General features: G+C 33.7%; 15 protein-coding genes. All 15 read left to right on the top strand.

The annotated features are described in order from the left end of the window. Nucleotides 1–15 precede the first annotated feature (15 nt). The 15 genes from BUA99_RS04010 to BUA99_RS03915 all read left to right on the top strand — a co-directional run bounded on the left by BUA99_RS04010 (nt 16) and on the right by BUA99_RS03915 (nt 22,802). Complete coding sequence (locus BUA99_RS04010) at nt 16–1,065, top strand: NADH-quinone oxidoreductase subunit G (RefSeq protein WP_072988537.1); 1,050 nt, start codon at nt 16–18, stop codon at nt 1,063–1,065. Then, complete coding sequence (nuoH, locus tag BUA99_RS04005; RefSeq protein WP_072988535.1) at nt 1,058–2,110, top strand: NADH-quinone oxidoreductase subunit NuoH; 1,053 nt, start codon at nt 1,058–1,060, stop codon at nt 2,108–2,110. The genes BUA99_RS04010 and nuoH overlap by 8 nt, the downstream gene beginning before the upstream one ends. Nucleotides 2,111–2,443: 333 nt before the next feature. After that, nucleotides 2,444–2,989 carry a NuoI/complex I 23 kDa subunit family protein gene (locus tag BUA99_RS04000; RefSeq protein WP_072988532.1) on the top strand — a complete coding sequence of 182 codons (546 nt, stop codon included), beginning with the start codon at nt 2,444–2,446 and terminating at the stop codon, nt 2,987–2,989. Next, on the top strand, nt 2,989–3,501 hold the full coding sequence (locus BUA99_RS03995; protein WP_072988530.1) for an NADH-quinone oxidoreductase subunit J family protein: 513 nt from the start codon (nt 2,989–2,991) through the stop codon (nt 3,499–3,501). The genes BUA99_RS04000 and BUA99_RS03995 overlap by 1 nt, the downstream gene beginning before the upstream one ends. Nucleotide 3,502: 1 nt before the next feature. Further along, on the top strand, nt 3,503–3,823 hold the full coding sequence (nuoK, locus tag BUA99_RS03990) for an NADH-quinone oxidoreductase subunit NuoK (protein WP_072988527.1): 321 nt from the start codon (nt 3,503–3,505) through the stop codon (nt 3,821–3,823). A gap of 6 nt (nt 3,824–3,829) precedes the next feature. After that, complete coding sequence (nuoL, locus tag BUA99_RS03985; protein WP_072988761.1) at nt 3,830–5,713, top strand: NADH-quinone oxidoreductase subunit L; 1,884 nt, start codon at nt 3,830–3,832, stop codon at nt 5,711–5,713. Nucleotides 5,714–5,722: 9 nt separating this feature from the next. Continuing rightward, nucleotides 5,723–7,165, top strand: coding sequence for a complex I subunit 4 family protein (locus tag BUA99_RS03980; RefSeq protein WP_072988524.1), 1,443 nt, complete (start codon nt 5,723–5,725; stop codon nt 7,163–7,165). 12 nt (nt 7,166–7,177) lie between these two features. After that, nucleotides 7,178–8,548, top strand: a complete 1,371-nt coding sequence (locus BUA99_RS03975) for an NADH-quinone oxidoreductase subunit N (protein WP_072988521.1) — start codon at nt 7,178–7,180, stop codon at nt 8,546–8,548. A gap of 179 nt (nt 8,549–8,727) precedes the next feature. Then, nucleotides 8,728–9,444, top strand: a complete 717-nt coding sequence (locus BUA99_RS03970) for a DsbA family oxidoreductase (RefSeq protein ID WP_072988519.1) — start codon at nt 8,728–8,730, stop codon at nt 9,442–9,444. Nucleotides 9,445–10,947: 1,503 nt separating this feature from the next. Further along, nucleotides 10,948–16,707 carry a tandem-95 repeat protein gene (locus BUA99_RS14800; protein ID WP_084673472.1) on the top strand — a complete coding sequence of 1,920 codons (5,760 nt, stop codon included), beginning with the start codon at nt 10,948–10,950 and terminating at the stop codon, nt 16,705–16,707. Between the two features lie 35 nt (nt 16,708–16,742). Beyond that, the gene (locus BUA99_RS03935; protein WP_072988514.1) at nt 16,743–17,669 is read left to right on the top strand and encodes a PorP/SprF family type IX secretion system membrane protein; all 927 of its coding nucleotides are present in this window, start codon (nt 16,743–16,745) and stop codon (nt 17,667–17,669) included. Between the two features lie 14 nt (nt 17,670–17,683). Continuing rightward, nucleotides 17,684–19,627, top strand: a complete 1,944-nt coding sequence (locus tag BUA99_RS03930) for an OmpA family protein (protein WP_072988512.1) — start codon at nt 17,684–17,686, stop codon at nt 19,625–19,627. A gap of 1,370 nt (nt 19,628–20,997) precedes the next feature. Then, a complete protein-coding gene (locus BUA99_RS03925) occupies nt 20,998–21,414 on the top strand; it encodes a response regulator transcription factor (RefSeq protein WP_143151709.1) in 417 nt (138 codons plus the stop codon). A 329-nt stretch (nt 21,415–21,743) separates the two neighbouring features. Next, nucleotides 21,744–21,926, top strand: a complete 183-nt coding sequence (locus BUA99_RS03920; RefSeq protein WP_143151708.1) for a hypothetical protein — start codon at nt 21,744–21,746, stop codon at nt 21,924–21,926. Between the two features lie 81 nt (nt 21,927–22,007). After that, a complete protein-coding gene (locus BUA99_RS03915) occupies nt 22,008–22,802 on the top strand; it encodes a GLPGLI family protein (RefSeq protein ID WP_072988506.1) in 795 nt (264 codons plus the stop codon). Nucleotides 22,803–22,804 lie beyond the last annotated feature (2 nt).

Genomic DNA, 22,804 nt, shown 5'->3' with positions numbered 1-22,804 from the left:
AAACATTAGTAAATAATGAAAGTAACAATAGACGGTCAGTCGATAGAAGTAGAACCAGGAACCACAATCCTGCAAGCGGCACGTATGATAGGTGGAGAAGTAGTTCCGCCAGCCATGTGTTATTATTCTAAACTAAAAGGTAGTGGCGGAAAATGCCGTTGCTGTTTAGTAGAAGTTGCAAAAGGAAGCGAAGCTGATCCTAGACCAATGCCAAAATTAATGGCCTCTTGTGTAACCGGTTGTATGGATGGAATGGAAGTAAACAGTAAATCTTCGCCACGTGTACAAGAAGCTAGAAAATCAGTAACCGAATTTTTGTTGATTAATCACCCATTAGATTGTCCCGTTTGCGATCAAGCTGGAGAATGTGATTTACAAAATTTAAGTTTTGAGCATGGAAAATCTCAAAGTCGTTTTGTTGAAGAAAAAAGAACTTTTGAGCCAGAAAATATTGGCGAAAACATTCAATTACACATGAATCGTTGTATTCTTTGTTACCGCTGCGTAATGGTTGCTGATCAATTAACTGACGACCGTGTGCACGGGGTAATGGATAGAGGCGATCATTCTAATATTTCGACTTGTATTTCTAAAGCAATTGATAATGAATTCTCTGGAAATATGATTGACGTATGTCCTGTAGGTGCATTAACTGATAAAACTTTTAGATTCAAATCAAGAGTTTGGTTTAACAAGCCTTACAACGCGCACAGAGACTGCGATAAATGTTGCGGGAAAACAACTGTTTGGATGTTTGGTGACGAAATCCAGCGTGTTACAGGACGAAAAGATGAGTATCATGAAGTGGATGAATTCATTTGTAATACTTGTAGATTTGATAAAAAGGAAGTGACTGATTGGATCATTGAAGGACCAAGAGTTTTTGAAAAAGATTCGGTTATCAATCAAAATAACTATACCAGAAAATTAGAGAAAGTTGAAATCGCTACCGAAGAGAAAATACTTTTAGGTAGAGAACAAGACCGCAAAAAGATTAGTATGGCTGAATTTCCCTTGACTGAAGAAGACATTATAAATCAAAAAAGTTTGAGTAATAATGGATAGTACTTTTATCATAGAAAAAAGCGTCGTAATTGTTACTGTATTTGCTTTAACAATGTTGATGGCAATGTATTCTACTTGGGCAGAACGAAAAGTGGCCGCTTGGCTTCAAGATCGTGTTGGTCCAAACAGAGCGGGTCCTATGGGGCTTTTTCAACCACTTGCTGATGGATTAAAATTGTTTGCTAAAGAGGAATTTGAACCTAATACTCCAAATAGAACTTTATTTTTTGTAGGTCCTGCTATTGCAATGAGTACTGCTTTAATGACTAGCGCTGTGATCCCATGGGGTGACCGTTTGCATTTATTTGGAAGAGACATATTATTGCAGGCGACAGATTTAAATATCGGTTTACTCTATTTTTTCGGAGTTGTGTCAGTGGGTATTTACGGAATAATGATTGGAGGGTGGGCTTCTAACAATAAGTTTTCGCTTATTGGTGCGGTACGTGCAGCATCTCAAATGGTTTCGTATGAAATTGCTATGGGACTTTCAATTATAGCTTTGCTAATGATGACAGGTACATTGAGTTTGAAAGAGATTACAATTCAACAATCAGGAATGAACTGGAATGTCTTCTATCAGCCACTTTCCTTTGTTATTTTTCTAATTTGTGCTTTTGCTGAAGCAAATAGAACTCCCTTTGATTTACCAGAATGTGAAACAGAATTAATAGGCGGTTATCACACGGAATATTCCTCCATGAAAATGGGATTTTATCTTTTTGCTGAGTATGCAAACATGTTTATTTCATCAACACTTTTGGCCGTTTTATTCTTTGGAGGGTATAATTATCCGGGAATGAGTTGGGCTGTTGAAAATTGGGGTGTAAATATTGCGAATATAATAGGATTTGGTGCTTTGTTTGTTAAACTTTGTGGCTTCATATTTTTCTTTATGTGGGTGCGGTGGACTATCCCAAGATTTAGATACGATCAATTGATGCATTTGGGTTGGAAAATCTTAATCCCGTTATCAATTTTAAACATTGTAATTACTGGTATTGTAATTTTGAGAGCTGACTTACTTGCTTTTTTTGGATTTTAAAAATGCAATAGGCTGAGGAATTATAATCTTGTAATTGTAGCGTTCTTATTTATAATTTAATTGATACGGTATTAATTGAGAAGAACGGTTAAATATTTATCAATAAATTGAGGTAAGTTTAATTATTTTTAGATGTCGCTATAAATCAAATGAAGGATATAATTTCATGCTAAAACAACAATTTTTAATTGTAAAACAAAATAGGTTAGTTTATCAAATAAGTTATTAAATACTAGAGTGCCTAGCCCTGATAGTAGTGAAAATCCTTTTAATAGCGATAGCGGTTAAAAGATTGTAGCGGATAGCAGGATTAAGCTTCAAAAAAAATAAAAAATGTCAATAGAAAGTATATCCTTATCAGGAAGAAAAAAAGTGGTCTCTAATAAAGAGATGACTTTTTGGGAAAGATTATATCTTGTTGCAATCGCTAAGGGATTGATAATTACAATTCAGCATCTTTTTACCAGAAAAGTGACTATCAAATATCCTGAGCAAGAACGCGTTATGAGTCCTGTTTACCGCGGTCAGCATATGCTGAAACGTGATGAGCTGGGGAGAGAAAACTGTACTGCATGTGGCTTGTGTGCTTTGTCCTGCCCAGCGGAAGCAATTACAATGAAAGCTGAGGAACGTAAACCGGACGAAAAGCATTTATATAGAGAAGAGAAATATGCATCAATATATGAAATAAATATGTTGCGTTGTATATTTTGCGGTTTATGTGAAGAGGCGTGCCCAAAAGATGCCATTTATTTAACTACATCAAAAGTATTAGTTCCTTCCAGTTATGAAAGAGAAGATTTCATTTTTGGAAAAGATAAATTAGTTATGCCTTTAGATATGGCAATGAAAAACGCTCAACTTAAAAACGTTAATTAATGTCTCTAGTACTTATTATTTTTTCCGTTTTAGCTGCTATCACTTTAGCAACTGCGTTTTTAACTGTTTTTAGTAGAAATCCCATTCATAGTGCTATTTATTTGGTGGTTTGCTTTTTCTCCATTGCGGGACATTACTTGCTATTAAATGCGCAATTCTTAGCTATTGTTCACGTTATTGTGTACTCTGGTGCAATAATGATTTTGTTTTTATTTACGATCATGTTAATGAATTTAAACGAACAGCGAGAAGTTCACAAACCTAGAATTACGCGTTTAGGTGCTATAGTTTCATTTTGTTTAATTTGTCTAGTGTTACTTGCAATTTTTGTCAATTCTAAACCTATTGTAGGTGATTACACTACCACGGGTGAAGATTACCAATCAATTAATGTATTAGGTAAAGTGTTGTTGAATGAATATATGGTTCCGTTTGAATTTGCTTCGGTGCTTTTATTAGTGGCAATGATTGGTTCTGTTTTATTGTCTAAAAAAGAAAAATTAGAAAAGTAATATGAATAATATTTTAAACCACATTGGTATAGAAAATTACATATTTCTGAGCGTTATACTTTTTTGTATTGGCGTTTTTGGAGTACTGTATAGACGAAATGCCATAATTGTTTTTATGTCTATTGAAATAATGTTGAATGCCGTTAGTCTACTATTTGTTGCATTTTCAACTTATCATCAAGATGCTCAAGGTCAAGTTTTCGTTTTCTTCTCGATGGCTGTAGCTGCCGCAGAAGTTGCCGTAGGATTGGCAATTTTAGTCTCTATCTTTAGAAACTTAGGTTCAATTACTATCGATAATTTAAAAAACTTAAAAGGATAAATGGAAATGAATACCAATATAGTTTTAGTTTTAGTTCTTGCTCCTTTTTTAGGGTTTTTAATTAATGTTTTTTTAGGAAAAAGTTTAGGAAAAACGCTTTCGGGTGTAATAGGAACACTTTCTGTTTTAATATCTTTTGTGGCTACAGTTTATTTTTTTGGCGGTATTGCAGCACAACCAGAGGGAATCAAAATTTCTCTTTTTGATTGGATTCAAATTAGTAATTTCTCAGTTGATTTTGGATTTCAACTGGATCAATTATCTGTTTTATGGCTACTTTTTGTAACTGGAATTGGAACCTTGATTCACATGTATTCCATCAGTTACATGCATGATGATGCAAACATGCACAAGTTTTTTGCTTACCTAAATCTGTTTATTTTCTTTATGATTGTGCTGGTAGTAGGCAGCAATTTATTAGTGCTATTCATTGGTTGGGAAGGTGTAGGTCTTTGCTCTTATCTACTAATTGGATTTTGGTACAAAAATCAAGAGTACAATGACGCTGCAAAGAAAGCTTTTATAATGAATAGAATAGGGGATTTAGGATTACTTGTTGGAATCTTTATCATTGGTAATTTATTCTCAACCTTAGATTATGCTAGTTTAAAAACGGCCATTTCAAGTGCAACTGACATAGACATGTACATGCTTTCGATTGCAGCTTTTGCTCTTTTTATTGGAGCTTGTGGGAAATCGGCACAAATACCTTTATACACCTGGTTGCCAGATGCAATGGCGGGACCAACGCCAGTTTCGGCTTTGATTCATGCCGCAACTATGGTTACTGCAGGAATATTCATGATTACAAGGTTGAATTTTATCTTTGACTTAACCCCTTATGTACAGACGATTATTGCTATTATTGGAGCTGTAACGGCTCTTGTTGCAGCGACAATAGGATTAATACAAAATGATATTAAAAAAGTTTTAGCCTATTCTACTGTTTCACAATTAGGACTCATGTTTTTAGCTTTAGGATTAGGTGCATATGAAGTTGCAGTTTTCCATGTAATTACTCATGCCTTTTTCAAAGCTTGTTTGTTCTTAGGATCAGGATCAGTAATTCACGCTCTACACGGGGAACAAGATATGCGTAACATGGGTGGTTTGAAAAAAGTGATGCCTATCACGTTTGCTACAATGTTAATTGCATCATTAGCCATTTCAGGTGTTCCTTTATTTTCAGGTTTTTTCTCTAAGGATGAAATTTTGTTAGTAGCTTTTCATCAAAATATACCATTATGGGTAGTTGGTTCTATAGCTTCAATAATGACGGCTTTTTATATGTTCCGATTGATGTTTCTTACTTTCTTTAAGGAATTTAGGGGAACTGCTGAACAAAAAAGTCATTTACATGAAAGTTCGTCGCTAATGACAATACCTTTAATTGTTTTAGCAATTTTAGCCACGGTAGGAGGTTTGATTAGTTTGCCTGGTAATAGCTGGTTAAATGGATATTTAATTCCTATTTTACCAAAATTAGCTACAGCTGAACATCATTTTGGTACTACTGAATATACTTTAATGGCAATTGCGGTAGTAGGAGCACTTATAGGAATAGGATTAGCGTATTCCAAATATATCAAGCAAAATTCAGTTCCTGTTGCAGATGCTGAGATTACGGGCTTTGCTAAAGTGCTTTACAATAAATATTACGTTGATGAATTCTATGATGCGCTTTTTGTAAAACCTATTAACTTTTTGTCTCAGTTTTTTAGAGATACAGTTGAAACTGGATTGTCATCATTAGTATATGGATTTGGCAAAGTAACTAACGAATTAAGTTATCAAGGAAAGAAAATACAAACTGGAAGTATAGGATTATATTTGTTTGTTTTTGTTTTAGGACTTTGCGCCATTATTTCTTATTTATTTTTAGCCCAATAATTTATTATCATGAACGTATCTCTTATATTAATTATACTCTTAGTTGGAGCTTTTGTGACATTTCTTTCGGGAGATAAGCTAGCTTCAAAAGTGTCTTTATTTTTTGGCTTGGTCGCTATGGGCTGTTCCATAGTTTTGTTAACACATTATAATGCAGGCGAGAATATTAGCGTTATCACTAAATGGATCACAAAGCCCAATGTTTCTTTTGCACTTAAAGCCGACGGTTTGTCAATGGCAATGTTATTATTAAATACGGTTTTAACAGTTATTATTATTTTTTCCTCTTTTGGAAATCAATATAAAAATTCCAAATCATTTTATGCTCTTGTCTTATTTATGTCATTTGCTATGGCTGGGACTTTTTTAGCATCTGATGGATTACTGTATTATATTTTTTGGGAATTAGCGCTGATACCTATTTATTTTATTGCACTTGTGTGGGGTAATGGAGATGTTGAAGAACGCAAAAAAGCAGTTGTTAAATTCTTTATTTACACTTTAGCTGGTTCCTTATTTATGCTGGTTGCGTTTATCTATTTGTATCAACAAGCGGGCAGCTTTTTACTAGAAGATTTATACAAGCTTAAATTATCTGAAACAGAACAATTATGGATATTCTTGGCGTTCTTTTTAGCGTATGCGATTAAAATTCCATTAATCCCTTTTCACACTTGGCAGGCGAACGTTTATCAAAAATCTCCAACAGTAGGGACAATGTTATTGTCAGGTATTATGCTAAAAATGGGATTGTATAGTGTAATTCGTTGGCAACTTCCAATAACATCTTTAGCAGCAGCAGAGTACAGATATATTTTTATTGGACTTGGAATTGCAGGAGTTATTTACGGTTCAATTGTTGCTTTAAAACAAAATAATTTAAAGAAATTACTAGCTTACTCGTCATTAGCACACGTAGGTTTAATTGCCGCGGGTACATACACGCTAACCCTTGATGGCTTACGAGGAGCAGTTTTACAAATGATTGCACACGGTTTTGTTGTTGTTGGTTTATTCTTTGCTAGCGAAATTATTTTTAGAAGATACCAAACTTGCTCCATCTCAGAAATGGGTGGTATTCGTGCTCAAGCGCCTCGATTGGCCTCGATGTTTATACTTTTAGTTTTGGCATCTGTATCATTACCTACTACATTTAATTTTATTGGTGAATTTACGGTTTTATATAGTTTATATCAGGTTAATATTTGGTTCGCTGTTTTAGGTGGGACAACGATAATATTAGGAGCCTACTATATGCTTAAGATGTATCAGCATGCAATGTTAGGAGAGACAAATAGCAAAGGTTTTCCTGATGTTACGGTAAATGAGGGTATAGCGATGGTTGCAATTATTGGGGTGTTGTTCTTTTTTGGGATGTATCCAAAACCGATCATGGATTTAATTACACCAAGTTTAGAAGAAATACTCACACAAATTAATAGAATCAACTAGTCAGATAATAAAATGAATACATTAATAGCTATAATCGGATTAGGTATTTTATGCCTTTTATTTGAAATTTTTAATTTAAGAAAAGTTATTGTACCTATTACAATCCTTGGATTGTTAGCGGTGCTCGGGTTGACTGTTTCTGAATTTAACTCTACTGAAAGTTATTACAATAATATGATTGTTGTAAGTAAATTTTCGACCACATTTTCCTCCTTATTTATTGTGCTTACAATTTTTTTAGTCGCATTGAGTGGTACTTATTATGAAAAGCATCCCACAAAAATTTCTGATTATGTAGCCATTAAAATATTTTTACTTTCAGGAGCAGTTGCAATGGTTTCGTTTGGGAATTTATCAATGTTCTTTTTAGGCATTGAAGTACTTTCAATAGCGTTATACGTTTTAGCCGCAAGTGATCGATTGAATTTAAAAAGTAATGAAGCAGGAATGAAATACTTCCTGATGGGTTCATTTGCGTCAGGGATCATTCTTTTTGGGATTTGTTTGATTTACGGTGCAATGGGAAGTTTTGATGTTATTGAAATTAGTGAATTGTCCCGTTCTGCTGAATTGCCAGTGTGGTTTCCGATAGGGATTGTATTAGTAACCATAGGTATGCTTTTTAAAATTGCAGCAGTGCCATTTCACTTTTGGGCTCCTGATGTTTATGAGGGGTCTCCAGCAATGACTACGGCTCTTATGAGTACACTTGCAAAGGTAGTTGCAATGGCTTCTTTATATAAATTACTTACAGTATTAAACGCTGATGTTTCTGAGGCTTTCAAAATTGTTGTTGTCATTATCGCAATTGCTTCAATGAGTGTTGGTAATATTATGGCTTTACGCCAAAATAATGTCAAGCGTATGCTAGCGTTTTCTGGGATATCGCATGCGGGATTTATGTTAATGACTTTGCTTAGTTTATCTACATCAGCAGGTAATTTATTGTATTATGCTTCTGCATATGCGCTATCTGGAATAGCAGCTTTTAGTGTTATTATATATGTATGTAAAAATAAAGATAATGAGGATATTGTCAACTTTCATGGTCTAGGAAAAAACAATCCAATATTAGCAGCAGTAATGACTGCTTCTTTATTATCGATGGCTGGTATTCCAATTTTTGCAGGATTTTTTGCAAAGCTTGTTTTATTCAATGATGCGATACAGGCCGGTTACCTATTTTTAGTAATTATAGCTGTTATTAACTCGATAATAAGTGTTGGTTATTACTTCAAATTAATGTTAGCGATGTACACAAAAGAACCGAATGAAGAAAAAAAATCAACTCCATTTGTCATTTATGCAGTTGCTATTACGGCAATCATTCTAAACATTGGTTTGGGTATATTTCCATCTTTTATATTGGATTTACTGGCTTAAGCGTGATATTTCAAATGCTTACAAAACCATCAAGATTATTTCTTGGTGGTTTTTTTATTATAAAGACATAAAGTTTAAAGTTTAATTCCCAATGAAAACATAAGATTTATCAAATGTCATTTGGTTTTTCATACATTTGTATATACAAATAAATATTTAATTTACTAAATAGAATAGAGATGAAAGATACCTTGAAAATACAAATTTGGTCTGATATAATGTGTCCATTTTGTTATATTGGCAAACGAAGAATAGAAGTGGCCTTAGAAAATTTTCCACATAAAAATTCAGTTGAGATTGAATGGAAAAGTTTTCAATTAGACGCAGGTTTCGTAGCCTCTGCTGATGATAATATGGTGGTACATTTAGCAAATAAATATCAAAAAGATGCTGTTTGGGCGCAGGGAATGTTAGATGATATGACACAAAACGCTAAAAATTCAGGATTGGATTTTCATTTTGAAAAAGCAATTATGGCTAATTCATTGAACGCGCATCGATTGTTGCATCTTGCAAAAAAATTTAATCTTGCAAATAACTTAGAAGAGTTGTTATTCAAAGCATACTTGACTGATGGTTTAAATATTAACGACTTGGCTACGCTGAAAGATTTAGGAGTTAAAATAGGACTTAATAGTCAAGACATTGATGAAGTGTTAAATTCTGATATATATGCAAAAGACGTTGCTTCAGATATTTTAGAGGCACAATCTATTGGTGTTCAAGGAGTTCCATTTTATGTGTTTGATAATAAATATGCAGTATCTGGTGCACAGCATGTGGATACTTTTATAAATACTTTAGAAAAAGTGTGGAAAGAGGGTAATTTTGTTGCCAAGCCAATAGTTTTGAATACGACTCTAGGTGATAGCTGTGGCATTGATGGATGTAATTAAGGATTACTAAATTTTCTCGTTACTATTGAGTCGTTTGCAGCATGACAAACGAAGTGGAGTCTACTACTTTTAATTTTACTTTTTATGCTGTAAGCATCCGAATAATGTTGCTCCATTTCAAAATGCACATTTAATTGGTTATGCTGCAGGCATTTTGAGAAGATTGTTAGTTGTTATTTGAGTTCTTGTAGCGTGACAAAAGGAGTGGGGCCTATCTACCTTTATTTATTCTCACCCAGTATATCAATTAAGAAGTAGCTTACTAATATTGATTCGGTAAAAAATTAATATGTAGTTTGACATGTTGTACGCATTCTTATGATGAGTCTCTTTCCCCATCGAACATCCAATTTGTAATACTGCAAATATCCTCGTAAAACTAATCGCGATAATGACGAGAATTCTATTGCGAAATAAGAATTTGGGGAAGATCTCATCACCTTGAATTCTCGTTGAAGTTTCAATCTTAGTTTAGAGTTTATTGATCTCTATGTAGAAATCGGATAGCAGTTTTTATTTTGACACCCATCTGAAGTTTTTCCTACTTTCATCTATTGATAAGCATTGTTTTAAGCATTAGATTAATGTTTTACAAAGTGATAATTTTTAGGTTCGTTTTTTACCAATTCCTTATTTAATTAGATTAATTATTGCCATTGTAGCATTGTGTTTAGTGGAAATACGTTTTAAGAAATAGCTAATAGATGGTTGATTACATATAATTTGATAAATTTTGATCAAGTAAATCTTATAAAAAACTCGGGTTTTAAATTAGAAAAGCGCCTTTTGTCGGAATTACTTGAATTTTGTCGATAGTTTTTATTTTTAATGCTCTTTTAGTAAAAATTGCTTATTAAATTAAATATCTTTGCGCGAAATTTTAAAAAATTAACTTAAAATTATGTAATAATTTTTTTAAACTCAAATTTTATGATAGTGTACTGTTTAATTTTTGAGAAAATAAATTATTTCGCAAACCAAAAATTAATAAAGCTTACCCAACCCAAATTTATCAATACAGCCTATGTTCAACTCTACTAAAAGATTATTAAAATTTCCTTTTATTTTTTTAATTAATTTTACTTTTCTGCTTTTTGCTAATTGTGGCTACTCAAATGTTTTTCATTCAAAAAATATTGCCTCTAACGATTACTTCAACAAGATAAATCAGCATCAGGAACTTAGTTTAAAAATTGAATTACTTGATCAAAATTTTTGCTTTGGTCAAACAACTTATAAGACTGATGTAATGTTAATTGATTATCACTCAATGCGAAGTCAAAAAATACTCCACATTACAGATGAATTAACAAATTCTAAGCTATTTAATAATTAGTGTAACTATTTCCAATTTCAGATTAACTCAATTATAGTTAATCTACTTAACATAATAAGCACTTGTAAAGATACTCGTAGTTTATTTCAATTTTATCTATAATTGATTTATAGCTACATCATAAATGTGTTTATTCATTTTCCGAACAATTTTTTAATAACAACCCAATGAATTCTAAAATTACACATCTAAATCTAGAATGTAGTTTAAGCAGGAAATTATTTAATTTTTTGCCGATACTAATTTTTCTTATTACCACAAATGTTTTTTCGCAGTCCTTTGTTTTTGATTTGTCAGGACAAAATTTATCTTTTTTAACAGCCAATAAGACAATTGTAACTGGTTCTGCTCTCGGCCTAACAGCGGGATCCGTACATCGTTATGACGATGTTGTTGTGGTTGAAGGACGAACGGTTTACGTGAAAGTTGAGATTTTGCCGGGCTCAACTGCAACTTTGACTAATTTTGATGATGATACATCGACTGCTGGTGCATTTCAGCCAGTTATCACTGGTACCGCTGCTAATGGAATCGCAAGCGTAATAAAATATAGATTTGAATTTTTTGATACTGCCACAAATTTTCCTGTGTATTTGTACAATTTTAATTTGAGTGGTTTAGATATTGATGGGACTAATAGTAACCAGCGTGAATTTTATCAAATAAAGGAATACGCTAGTTATCAAGTTAATAATCCTACAGGACTTACGATAAGTAATGTCGGCGGATTTACGCAGTTTTTAGGTTTAGCTACTAGTTTACCTGGAATTACATTCGAAAATTCTGCCTCTTTTATTGCTTTTTACAATAATCCGAGAACATTTATTGATATAAACCTGGGAACAACTGGTAATCAGGGAAATAGACAATTTTCAATGCGTTTAGGAATTGCTCCTGGGCCATTTACAACTCCAGTTGTGACAAATAATCCTAACCCTACGATTACTGATTTACAAATTACCAAAGTAGTTGACATAACATCACCAGAAGTGGGAACTTCTGTTATATTTAACTTGACAGCAAAAAATAATGGTCCAAGCAACGCAACAGTTGTAAAAGTCTCTGATATCCTACCAAGTGGTTATACCTATATTTCTTCAACACCACCTGTAGGAACCACTTACGATTCTACAACGGGAATCTGGAATATTGGAGCTTTAAGTAATGCAGCGCAAACTGTCCTAACGATTACCGCAACTGTCAAAGAAACAGGTAATTATGTGAATTCTGCTGGAATCACAGGCTTTGAATCTGACACAGATTTATCAAATAACAGTGCTACAGCAACTCCAATACCAAGAAATCCACCAATTGCAGTCAATGATAATTACAGTACCAACGAAGATACAGCAGTAGCACTATTGCCATTGAGAGGAGATAGTGATCCTGACGGAACAACACCAACGATCCAATCGATCAATGGAACAGTCCTAACACCAGGAACGGCACAAACAATTGCTGTAACTAACGGAACGGTTAACATCACGGCTTTAGGAGTAATTACATTTACACCAGCGCTAAATTATAATGGTTCAGTAACATTCCCTTATGTCATTACAGATGGGACATTAACAGCAACTGCCAATCAAGTAATAACCGTAACGGCAGTCAACGATGCACCAGTAGCAGTAACAGATAATTATACGACTAACGAAGATACCGCAGTAGCATTATTACCACTTACCGGTGATAGCGATCCAGACGGAACCACACCAACTATCCAATCGATCAATGGTACAGCATTAACACCAGGAACAGCACAATCAATTGCTGTAACTAACGGAACTACTAATATTACGGCTTTAGGAGTAATTACATTTACACCAGCGTTAAATTTTAATGGTTCAGTAACATTCCCTTATGTCATTACAGATGGGACATTAACAGCCACTGCCAATCAAGTAATAACCGTAACGGCGGTAAATGATGCTCCAATTGCAACAAATGATTTTACTACTACGCCTAATGATGTAACTGTAATTATTCCTGTTATTGCAGGAAACACAGCGGGTGTAACGACCGATACAGATCCAGAAGGGAATGGAACAATAAATAGTACCTCAATTTTATTAGGAACAACAGCAGTAGCAGCAGCGACTGGAAGTACATCAATATCAATCCCGACTGAAGGAACGTATAACGCTAATTCAGACGGTACAGTATCTTTTGTTCCTAATGCTACATACACTGGTTCTTCAAAAGTATTTTATACTATAAAGGATAATTCAGGTGCTATCTCTAATGCAGCCACTATTTTAGTTAATATTTTGCCAGCTTGTGCTAATTCGTTTAATACTGGTAAATTAACGGCATTAAGTGGTGCATCTAGTCCAACAATGCCTGCCACCGCTAGCGCTGTGACAAGTGCTGACAATGTAACTATGATTCCAACTGCAAGCGTAATTGCAGGCTGTACTTATAGCAACATTGGTGCGCAATGGGGTTATGATAATACTCAGTTTATACCTTCACCTCAAGGAGCAAATAGTCCTTTAGCATTTATAACTCGTTTACCTGATCCACCTTTGACAGGATCATGTGTAGGATCTTACATCACAACTGTTTTAGATTTTACAACTGGAAACAGACCAAAAGGATTAAGTTTTCAATTATCTGATGTAGATAATAACCAAGATGAAAGTCAAATTTTGATTTATTCTAATGGCAATTTAGTTAGTTATACTTACACAACTTTTGGTTCTAATGGTGCGACATCATCATTTATTCGACCTTTTAATTCTGACGGAACAACACCGGCGCCAACAGTTACCTCTACAGGAACAAATTTTGTTTTTAATGGAACTGGATCAAATAATGCGCAATCAAATAATAATTTATATTGGAATGGTATCTTACAGATAACTGTTGATCCTTCGGTTGCTGTTGATAGAATTGAATTAAAAAGAAAGGTTAATAGTCTTTCAGGAGCAGCATCGGTTAGTATAGGTAATTTTTGTTGGGCATCATCAAACAAAGCACCAGTAGCGGTAAACGATACTTATACTACGAACGAAGACACAGCTGTAACATTATTACCATTGACAGGCGATAGTGATCCAGATGGAACTACTCCAACGATCCAATCGATCAATGGAACAGCGTTAACGCCAGGAACAGTACAAACAATTGCTGTAACTAACGGAACTGTTAATATTACGGCTTTAGGAGTAATTACATTTACACCAGCGTTAAATTATAATGGTTCAGTAACCTTCCCTTATGTCATTACAGATGGGACATTAACTGCCACTGCCAATCAAGTAATCACCGTAACAGCAGTCAATGATGCACCAGTAGCAGTTAATGACGCAGCAACCACCAACGAAGACACAGCAGTTACTCTAAATGTGACTACAAACGACACCGATGTTGATGGAACAATAAATGCAACCACAGTAGATTTGGATCCAGCTACAGCAGGAATCCAAACGACATTCACCGTAACAGGCGAAGGAACGTATAGCGTAAGTAACCTAGGAGTAGTAACATTTACACCGGTAGCGAACTACAACGGCACAGCAACGCCTATCGACTATACAGTAAATGATAATGCAGGATTAGTATCTAATATAGGAAAAATTGCCATCACCGTAACAGCAGTCAACGATGCACCAATAGCAGTTAATGACGCAGTAACCACCAATGAAGACACAGCAGTTACTCTAAATGTGACTACAAATGACACTGATGTTGATGGAACAATAAATGCAACCACAGTAGATTTAGATCCAGCTACAGCAGGAATCCAAACGACATTCACCGTAACAGGCGAAGGAACGTACACGGTAAACAACTTAGGTGTAGTAACCTTTACACCGGTAGCGAACTACAACGGCACAGCAACGCCTATCGACTATACAGTAATTGATAATGCAGGATTAGTATCTAACATAGGAAAAATTGCCATCACGGTAACTCCAGTAAATGATGCACCAGTGGCTATAGGTGAAACTGATTCAACACCAGAGGACACTACAATCACTGTTGCAAATGGTTCGGCTAAAGACTTATTGCAAAACGATACAGACGTAGACGGAAATACACTTACAATTACACAGTTTGTAATTGGAGCAACAACTTATGTAGCAGGAACAACAGCTAATTTAGTAGAAGGCAATTTAACAATCAACGCTGATGGAAGTTATACTTTTGTCCCAGCATTAAATTACAATGGAACAGTTCCAATAGCTACTTACACAGTAAGCGATGGAAATACAGGAACTGCCACAGCTACACTTGTTATAACGGTAACTCCAGTAAATGATGCACCAGTAGCAGTTGATGATGTAATAACTGTACCAGAAGATACGCCGGTTGTTTTAACGCCACTAGTAAATGATAACGATCCAGACGGAACAACTCCAACGATTGTTTCAATTAATGGAATTCCTTTAACACCAGGAACCGCACAAACTATTACAGTACCTAATGGGATAGTAACAGTTACAACAGCAGGAGTTATTACTTTCACACCAAATGTTAACTACAATGGTGAGGTTAGAATTCCTTATCAGATTACAGATGGAACCACTTCTACTGGAGCAGAAGTAATAATAACTGTAACGCCTGTCGTTGACCCACCAATAGCTACTTTAATTGTATCGACTCCAATAGTAAATGATGGAACTGCAAAAGCAGTATTAGCATTAACAGGTATTGACATTGATGGGACAATAAAACCAGACGGTTTCATCGTAACAACATTGCCAAATCCAGTACAAGGAATCTTGTATTTGAACGATGGTCTAACTCCAGTTAATGTAAATACGGTATTGTCAGCATCAGATGCTGCAGGATTGAAATTTAGACCTGCGCTAGGATTTACAGGAACAGTTACATTTGCTTACACAGCAACTGATAATGATAATGCACTTAGTGCACCGTCAATTGTGAGTATACTAGTTACAAATGTGCCACCTACAACTGCAGATATTACAGTTACCCCAGGTTTAGGAAAAAGTGGAATTGCTCAAGCATTACCAGCTCTGTCAGGTGCTGACGTAGATGGAAGTGTTGTTACTTATATTATTAGAACTTTACCAGATGTTTTATCGGGAGTATTAACACTTAACGGAGTACCAGTAGTACTAAATCAGGTATTAACAATAGCTGAATCTGCTTTATTAAGATTTACACCAAGTGTTTCTTTCAGCGGAACATCTGCAAGCTTTACGGTAACTGCAAGAGATAATGGAGGTTTAGTAGATCTTTCACCAGCAACTGTAACAATTCCACTAATTGAGTCACCTGCAATTTCAATCGTAAAGACAGCAGTTTTCAATGACGAAAATGGCGATGGTTTTGCGCAAGTTGGGGAGACAATCACTTACAACTTTGCAATCACAAATACTGGGAATGTCGATCTTACTAACGTAACTGTAACAGATGGTTTGCCAGGATTAGTTTTAACTGGACTTCCAATTACAACTTTAGGAGTTGGAGTTACTAACAGTGCGGCTTACAGCGGAATCTATGTGTTGACTCAAGCAGACATAAACTTAGGAAGTGTTTCAAATCAAGCAATTGTTGAAGCAACAAGCCCATCCGGAATTATTGTAAATGATTTATCAGATGGAAATACTATAACTGATGATAGCCCCACAGTATTAGGAATTTCAGGTTGTGTTATCGAAATCTTTAATGCTCTTGCTCCAAATGGAAACGGTGATAATAAAATTTTCCGAATCAGAGGTTTAGAATGTTATCCTGATAATAGTGTTGAAATATACAATCGATGGGGAGTATTGGTATTTGAAAAAAGAGGATATAATAACCAAGAAAATGCCTTTAGAGGTATGTCAGAAGGAAGAGTAACAGTCAGACAATCTGATGAATTACCTGAAGGAACCTATTATTATATTTTGAGATATAAAGATAGTGCTGCTACATCATTTGAAAAAGCAGGTTATTTATATATAAACAGATAATTAATACAAATTCCCTAAGTTTTAAATAGAAGAATATGAAAACAAAATTAATAATAATACTACTGTTGCTGTCAGTAAGCGTAAGAGCACAACAAGACGCCCAGTTCACACAATATATGTACAATACGATAAACGTGAATCCTGCTTATGCAGGTTCACGTCAGGCGATGAGCATATTTGCATTGCATAGAACGCAATGGGTAGGATTAGATGGAGCGCCAGTAACTAATGCAGCCTCAATTAATACACCTATAAATAATACAAATGTTGGAATTGGATTGTCAATAATAAATGATAGAATTGGACCATCTGATGAGAATAATATTGCGGTAGATTTCTCATACAATATTAATACCTCTGAAAAGTTTAAACTAGCTTTTGGATTAAAAGCATCCGCTAACTTATTAAATGTAGATTTTCGAAAGTTGAATCAGTACGATGCTAACGATTATAGTTTTGAAAATAATATCGATAACAAATTTTCACCAAATATTGGTGCAGGTTTATATTTATATTCCGATAAAACATATATTGGAATTTCAGCTCCCAATTTGATTGAGACTAAACATTTTGACAAATATGCAGGTCCAGGCGCGTTCTCTTATATTGCTAGAGAAAGAATTAATTACTATTTCACTGCGGGACACGTTTTTGATTTGAATTACAATTTAAAATTTAAACCAGCAATCATGACTAAGGTCGTTCAGGGAGCGCCGCTTCAAGTAGATTTAAGTGCAAATTTCTTATTTAATGAAAAATTTACTGTTGGTGCGGCCTATAGATGGAGCGCAGCGGTAAGTGCATTAGTAGGATTTCAAGCAACTGATTCGTGGTTTATAGGATATGGATATGACTTAGAAACGACTCGCTTAGCAAATTATAATTCAGGATCTCATGAAATATTTTTAAGATTCGAACTTTTTAGTAAATTCAACAGAATCACTTCACCTAGATTCTTCTAAATCAAATTAATATTATGAAAATCAACTTCAAATATTTCAGTTACGGTGTTATCCTTTTTATGTTTACCCTAAATGGGTTTGCTCAAGAGAAAGGTGTTAAGAAAGCCGATAAAAAATTCGATGATTACTCTTATGTAGATGCAATTGCGACTTATGAAAAAGTGGCAAACAAAGGCTATAAAGACGAAAATATGTTTCAAAAATTAGGTGATTCCTATTATTTCATTGCTAATTTAGAGAAGGCCGAAAAGTGGTACACGGAGCTTTTTGACATGAATCCAAATCAAGAAGTAGAGTACCTTTACCGTTATTCACAAACCTTAAAAGCTGTAAAAAATTACAAGAAAGCTGATATGATTCTTGAAAAGTTTATTGCAAAATCTGCTGATGATCAAAGAGCAATACTTTTTGCAAATCAAAGAGATTATTTGCAAAACATTAAAGAGAATTCAGGAAGATACGAGATTTCAGATGCAGGTGTAAATTCAGTTTACTCTGATTATGGAAGCGCATTGTATAATAATAATTTAGTTTTTGCTTCTGCACGTGATACGGGTGGAGTATCGAAAAAAGTATTTAAGTGGAACAATGAATCTTTCACAAATCTGTACTCTTCTGAAATTAGTGCTGATGGATCAATGGGAGCACCTGGAAGATTTAGCGCTACTATAAATAGTAAATTTCATGAATCAACACCTGTTTTTACTAAAGATGGTTCTACAATGTATTTTAGTAGAAACAATTACTTAGATGGCAAAAAACGTAAAGATGCTAATAAAGTAACGCTATTGAAATTATATAAAGCGACACAAAAAGATGGTAAATGGGTAGACATACAAGAATTACCTTTTAACAGTAATGAATACAGCGTAGCACATCCAACACTTAGTATTGATGAAAAAACACTGTATTTCGCATCAGATATGCCAGGAACAAAAGGTCTGTCAGATCTATTCAGTGTATCAATCAATGCAGATGGGAGTTACGGGACTCCGCTAAATTTAGGATTGCCAATTAATACAGAGTCAAGAGAAACGTTCCCCTTTATTTCTGCTGACAACAAATTATACTTTGCAAGTGATGGTCATCCTGGATTAGGTGGTTTAGATATTTTTGTTACCAATGTAGCAGCTGCTGATAATTTTAAAGATATTCAAAATGTTGGAGCGCCAGTGAATAGTTCCTATGATGACTTTGGTTTTTTAGTTGACAGTAGTAGTAAATCTGGATTTTTTACTTCTAATAGAGAGGGTGGAAAAGGATCTGATGATATTTATAGATTCTTAGAAACTAAAACTATTTGCAGCCAAGTGCTAAAAGGTATCATAACTGATCAAGAAACAGGATTGATCTTAGTTAATACCAAATTAAGTCTATTTGATGAGCTATTTAATCTAATTAAAGAAATTAAATCAGGTTCAGATGGTAAGTATACATTAGAAGTAGTTTGCAGTAAAACGTACTATTTAAGAGCTGAGAAAGATGAATTCGAAACTAAAGAAATCAAAGTTATTATAGTACCAGTAAGTGGTGAGACAATGAAACCTATTCAACTAGAGAAACGTAAAAAAGTAATTGATGTAGGTTCAGATCTTGCTAAATCACTTGATATTCCAATTCTTTACTTTGATTTAGATAAATCATTCATTAGAAAAGATGCTGCTTTTGAACTAGAGAAATTGTTAATTGTAATGCAAGAATATCCTAAAATGAAAATTGATATTCGCTCTCATACGGATAGTAGACAAACTAATATTTATAATGCGAAACTTTCTGATAGAAGAGCTAAAGCAACAAGAGCATGGCTAATCGCTAAAGGAATTAAAGCAGATCGCTTAACTGCTAAGGGTTACGGTGAAACACAATTAGTAAACAAATGCGCTGATGGCGTTGAATGTACTGAGCAAGAACACCAAGCAAATAGAAGAAGTGAATTTGTAATTATTTCAATGGAATAGATTTATATCTACTATACAAGCAAAGGCTGTCTAAATTTTAGACAGCCTTTTTTTTGTAAAAATTTTATAATTTACAGGTTTAAACTTTTCATTTGCAGCACAGTGTTATCTGGAGTTTAATTTATAGTTTTCGAAATTAATTATGGCGTGGTTGATTTTGCGTACGAGCTCAGTTTGACAAACTGAAAGTAAAATATATTGAAACTACGATTAGCTTTATATAGCAAAATGCAAATATCCGATAATTGTTAGATTCTTGTTGAATCAATCAAATTGAAATAAAGTTTCAATTTCACTCAGAGCCTGTCGAAGAGTCTTCCTGTGAAGAAAGGAATTGATAAGATCAAAGACAAGTAAATGTTTTATCAATCGCATTTCCACAAAAAAACGACCTGCTCAAACTAATGAACAGGTCGTTTTTATTTGTAGAATAAGGAATTAATGCTTTGGTGTAAAACCATCTTCGCTTAGTTCTCGGTGCTCATAATCAGCTGTCATTTGGAGCTATTGCATTACGTTGTACTTATTTTTGCTTTCTAAGTCTATAAAAAGTAAATGGAATTAAACGGATTTATGTTTTTTTAAAAAAACCTCAAAACCTCATTAAAAATTTTGTAATTTATCTTTCCTTTTCCTTAAAAAAAGAGATCTTTATAAAAACTGTCACTCAGGAAATTATCTTATTATAAGTGTTAATAATTTATTAAATTTTTTATATATTCTTACAATTTGAAAGCAATTTTTTTCAAATTTCTCTCGTTAATATTTGAAAATTGTTGTTATTTCAGTGCAGTAACAATTTATTTATTCGAAATATATTTGACCTAAAAGTTTAGATAGCTTTGCGCTTATAAGGATAGTGCAAGCTATTAAATTCCACAATTTTTTAATGGTTTTACTAGTAGTAAATTTAATATTTGAGTTTTAGTATTGTTTCACTAAGCCTAGCGATGTGTAACGTTTTGTTCAAAAAGCAAAGGAATTTATAGATTGTGTTAAGTGGACTTAATCGAATGGATAGTCAAAAAACTCTCACGCTAAAATAATTTTTGCTTCAATGTCCACATGTAAATTTTATTATAAAAAATGAGTTTTTAAAAAAATACAATAGCAATGAATTTAATTGTAAACGTATGTCTTTAAATTTTTTAGTGGTTGATGACCATGTTATGATAACTGACTGTTATAAAATGGCAATAGGTGACCTTGGTATGGATGCCAACATTACTGCTGTAAATACTTTAAAGGCAGCTTATAATTTTATAGAAACTTAAAAGTTTTCAAAAATTGATTTAGCAGTTTTAGATATTAGTATGCCCCAATCTTTAGAAAAAAAGCTTTCCTGTGGACAAGATATAGCATTGTTCTTGATGGAAAGATACCCTAATTGTAAAATTATTTTCATTTCTGGTTTTTTCAATAAAATAAAATTACAGAATATTATTAATACTGTGAATCCAGCAGGACTGATAGAAAAATCAGATCTTACGTACGATTCCATTCGCTTGATCTTTAAAAAGGTTTTAGCAGGGCAGGTTTATAGAAGCGAAAAAATAAATGGTACTATAAATGAAATTAAGCTTAGTTCTAGCATTTTTGATGGTTTGAACAGAGAAATTATTGTTTTAATTGACAAGGGCATTACTACAAAAAACATTCCTAATTATATTGATTTGTCACTGAGCGCAGTTCATAAAAGAAAATCTACAATAAAAGAATTATTGAATATTCCGAAAGGGAATGATGAAGATATTGTAAGAGAGGCTCGTAAAATGGGACTTATTTAGCATTTGAAAAAGGGACTTCGATACATTTCATTATAAATATTGCGATTTAACTAAAAAATTTAACAAAAAAGGTAGTAAAAATACCTCTAAGTTATTAAAACACAGTGTAAATTTACAATATGATTTAGTTTTTCGTTTTAATTTGTTGTCATTTAGACAAATTAAATTTAACAGCTAAGCATGAAATATTCAGTAGCTACGAATTGCGGGATTTGTTTATTTTTCCCAAAGAAAAAAAATGAAATAGTGCAATAGGCAACACGATAAAATAGCTTTCATGACTAACCTAACCGCTCAAGTCCTAAATGGGGCAACTAATAATTGACAACATGAAAAAATCTTTTTTAATTGTAGCAGTAGCATTAATGTCATTGTCACCATTATCAACTTATGCTAAAAGATGGGTACACAATTGCGCAGGCGGCGGTAGGGTTTATTTTACAACATCAGATGACACAACTGCAAGGCAAACGGGTGCTATGGGAGCAGCATGGTGTGATAACAGAGATTAAAAATAATCTAATGCTTTGAAAACATATAGAGGTAGTAATTTTATTACCTCTATATTTATTAAACAAAATAAAAAAGTCTCCATGAAAAAAATTAGTACAATCGTATTGCTCACCTATTTTAATTTACTTTTTGCGCAAGATGGTATTGTTTATTATGAATTTACTGATGCTTTTGGTGTGGGCGGCGCAAATGGTGAAGTGTATAATGCCTACACTATGTTTAGTAAAGACAAGTCTTATTATGTAGTGGCTAAAGATTCTCTGGAAACCGCCGCTAGCTTATCTAAATCAAAGGCTCATTATCAAAATAGCAACGGCAGCTACAATAAAATTTCTAATGGGTTGATACTCTCTCCACAAGGGAACCAAGTGGTATGTAATTATGCAACTAAAACGCTTTATTTCAATTTGCAAGATGGGAAGCAAGTGTATGTAAAGGAAGTTTTGCCCAAATTTAACTGGCAAATTACGAATCAAAAGAAAAAAATTGCTTCTTTCAATTGTGTTTTGGCAACGACAACCTTTAGAGGGAGGAAATATTATGCTTGGTACACGCCTGAAATCGCAGTTTTTTCGGGACCTTGGAAATTAAATGGTTTGCCAGGAATGATTCTTGAAGCCTATGACGAAGAAAAATATGTGAGTTGGAATTTTAAAAAATATCAATATCCCATAAATGTGAAGCAAAATTATACCATTCGACAAGGCAAAAAAGACAAAAATGTGAAATTTTTGACCATCGATGAATTTAAACTATATTGTAAAAACACAATTGAAAGTGGGTATGAAAGAATGATCTTAATTGCTAAAGATTATCCTGGAATGACGCCTGATAAAGCACCAATGTCGTCTTACTATCTTGAATCTTTTGAATAATA

This window comes from Flavobacterium segetis (assembly GCF_900129575.1).
GTDB lineage: Bacteria > Bacteroidota > Bacteroidia > Flavobacteriales > Flavobacteriaceae > Flavobacterium > Flavobacterium segetis.
The sequence above is the reverse complement of the archived record's forward strand: the minus strand, read 5'-3'. Positions and strand labels throughout refer to the sequence as shown.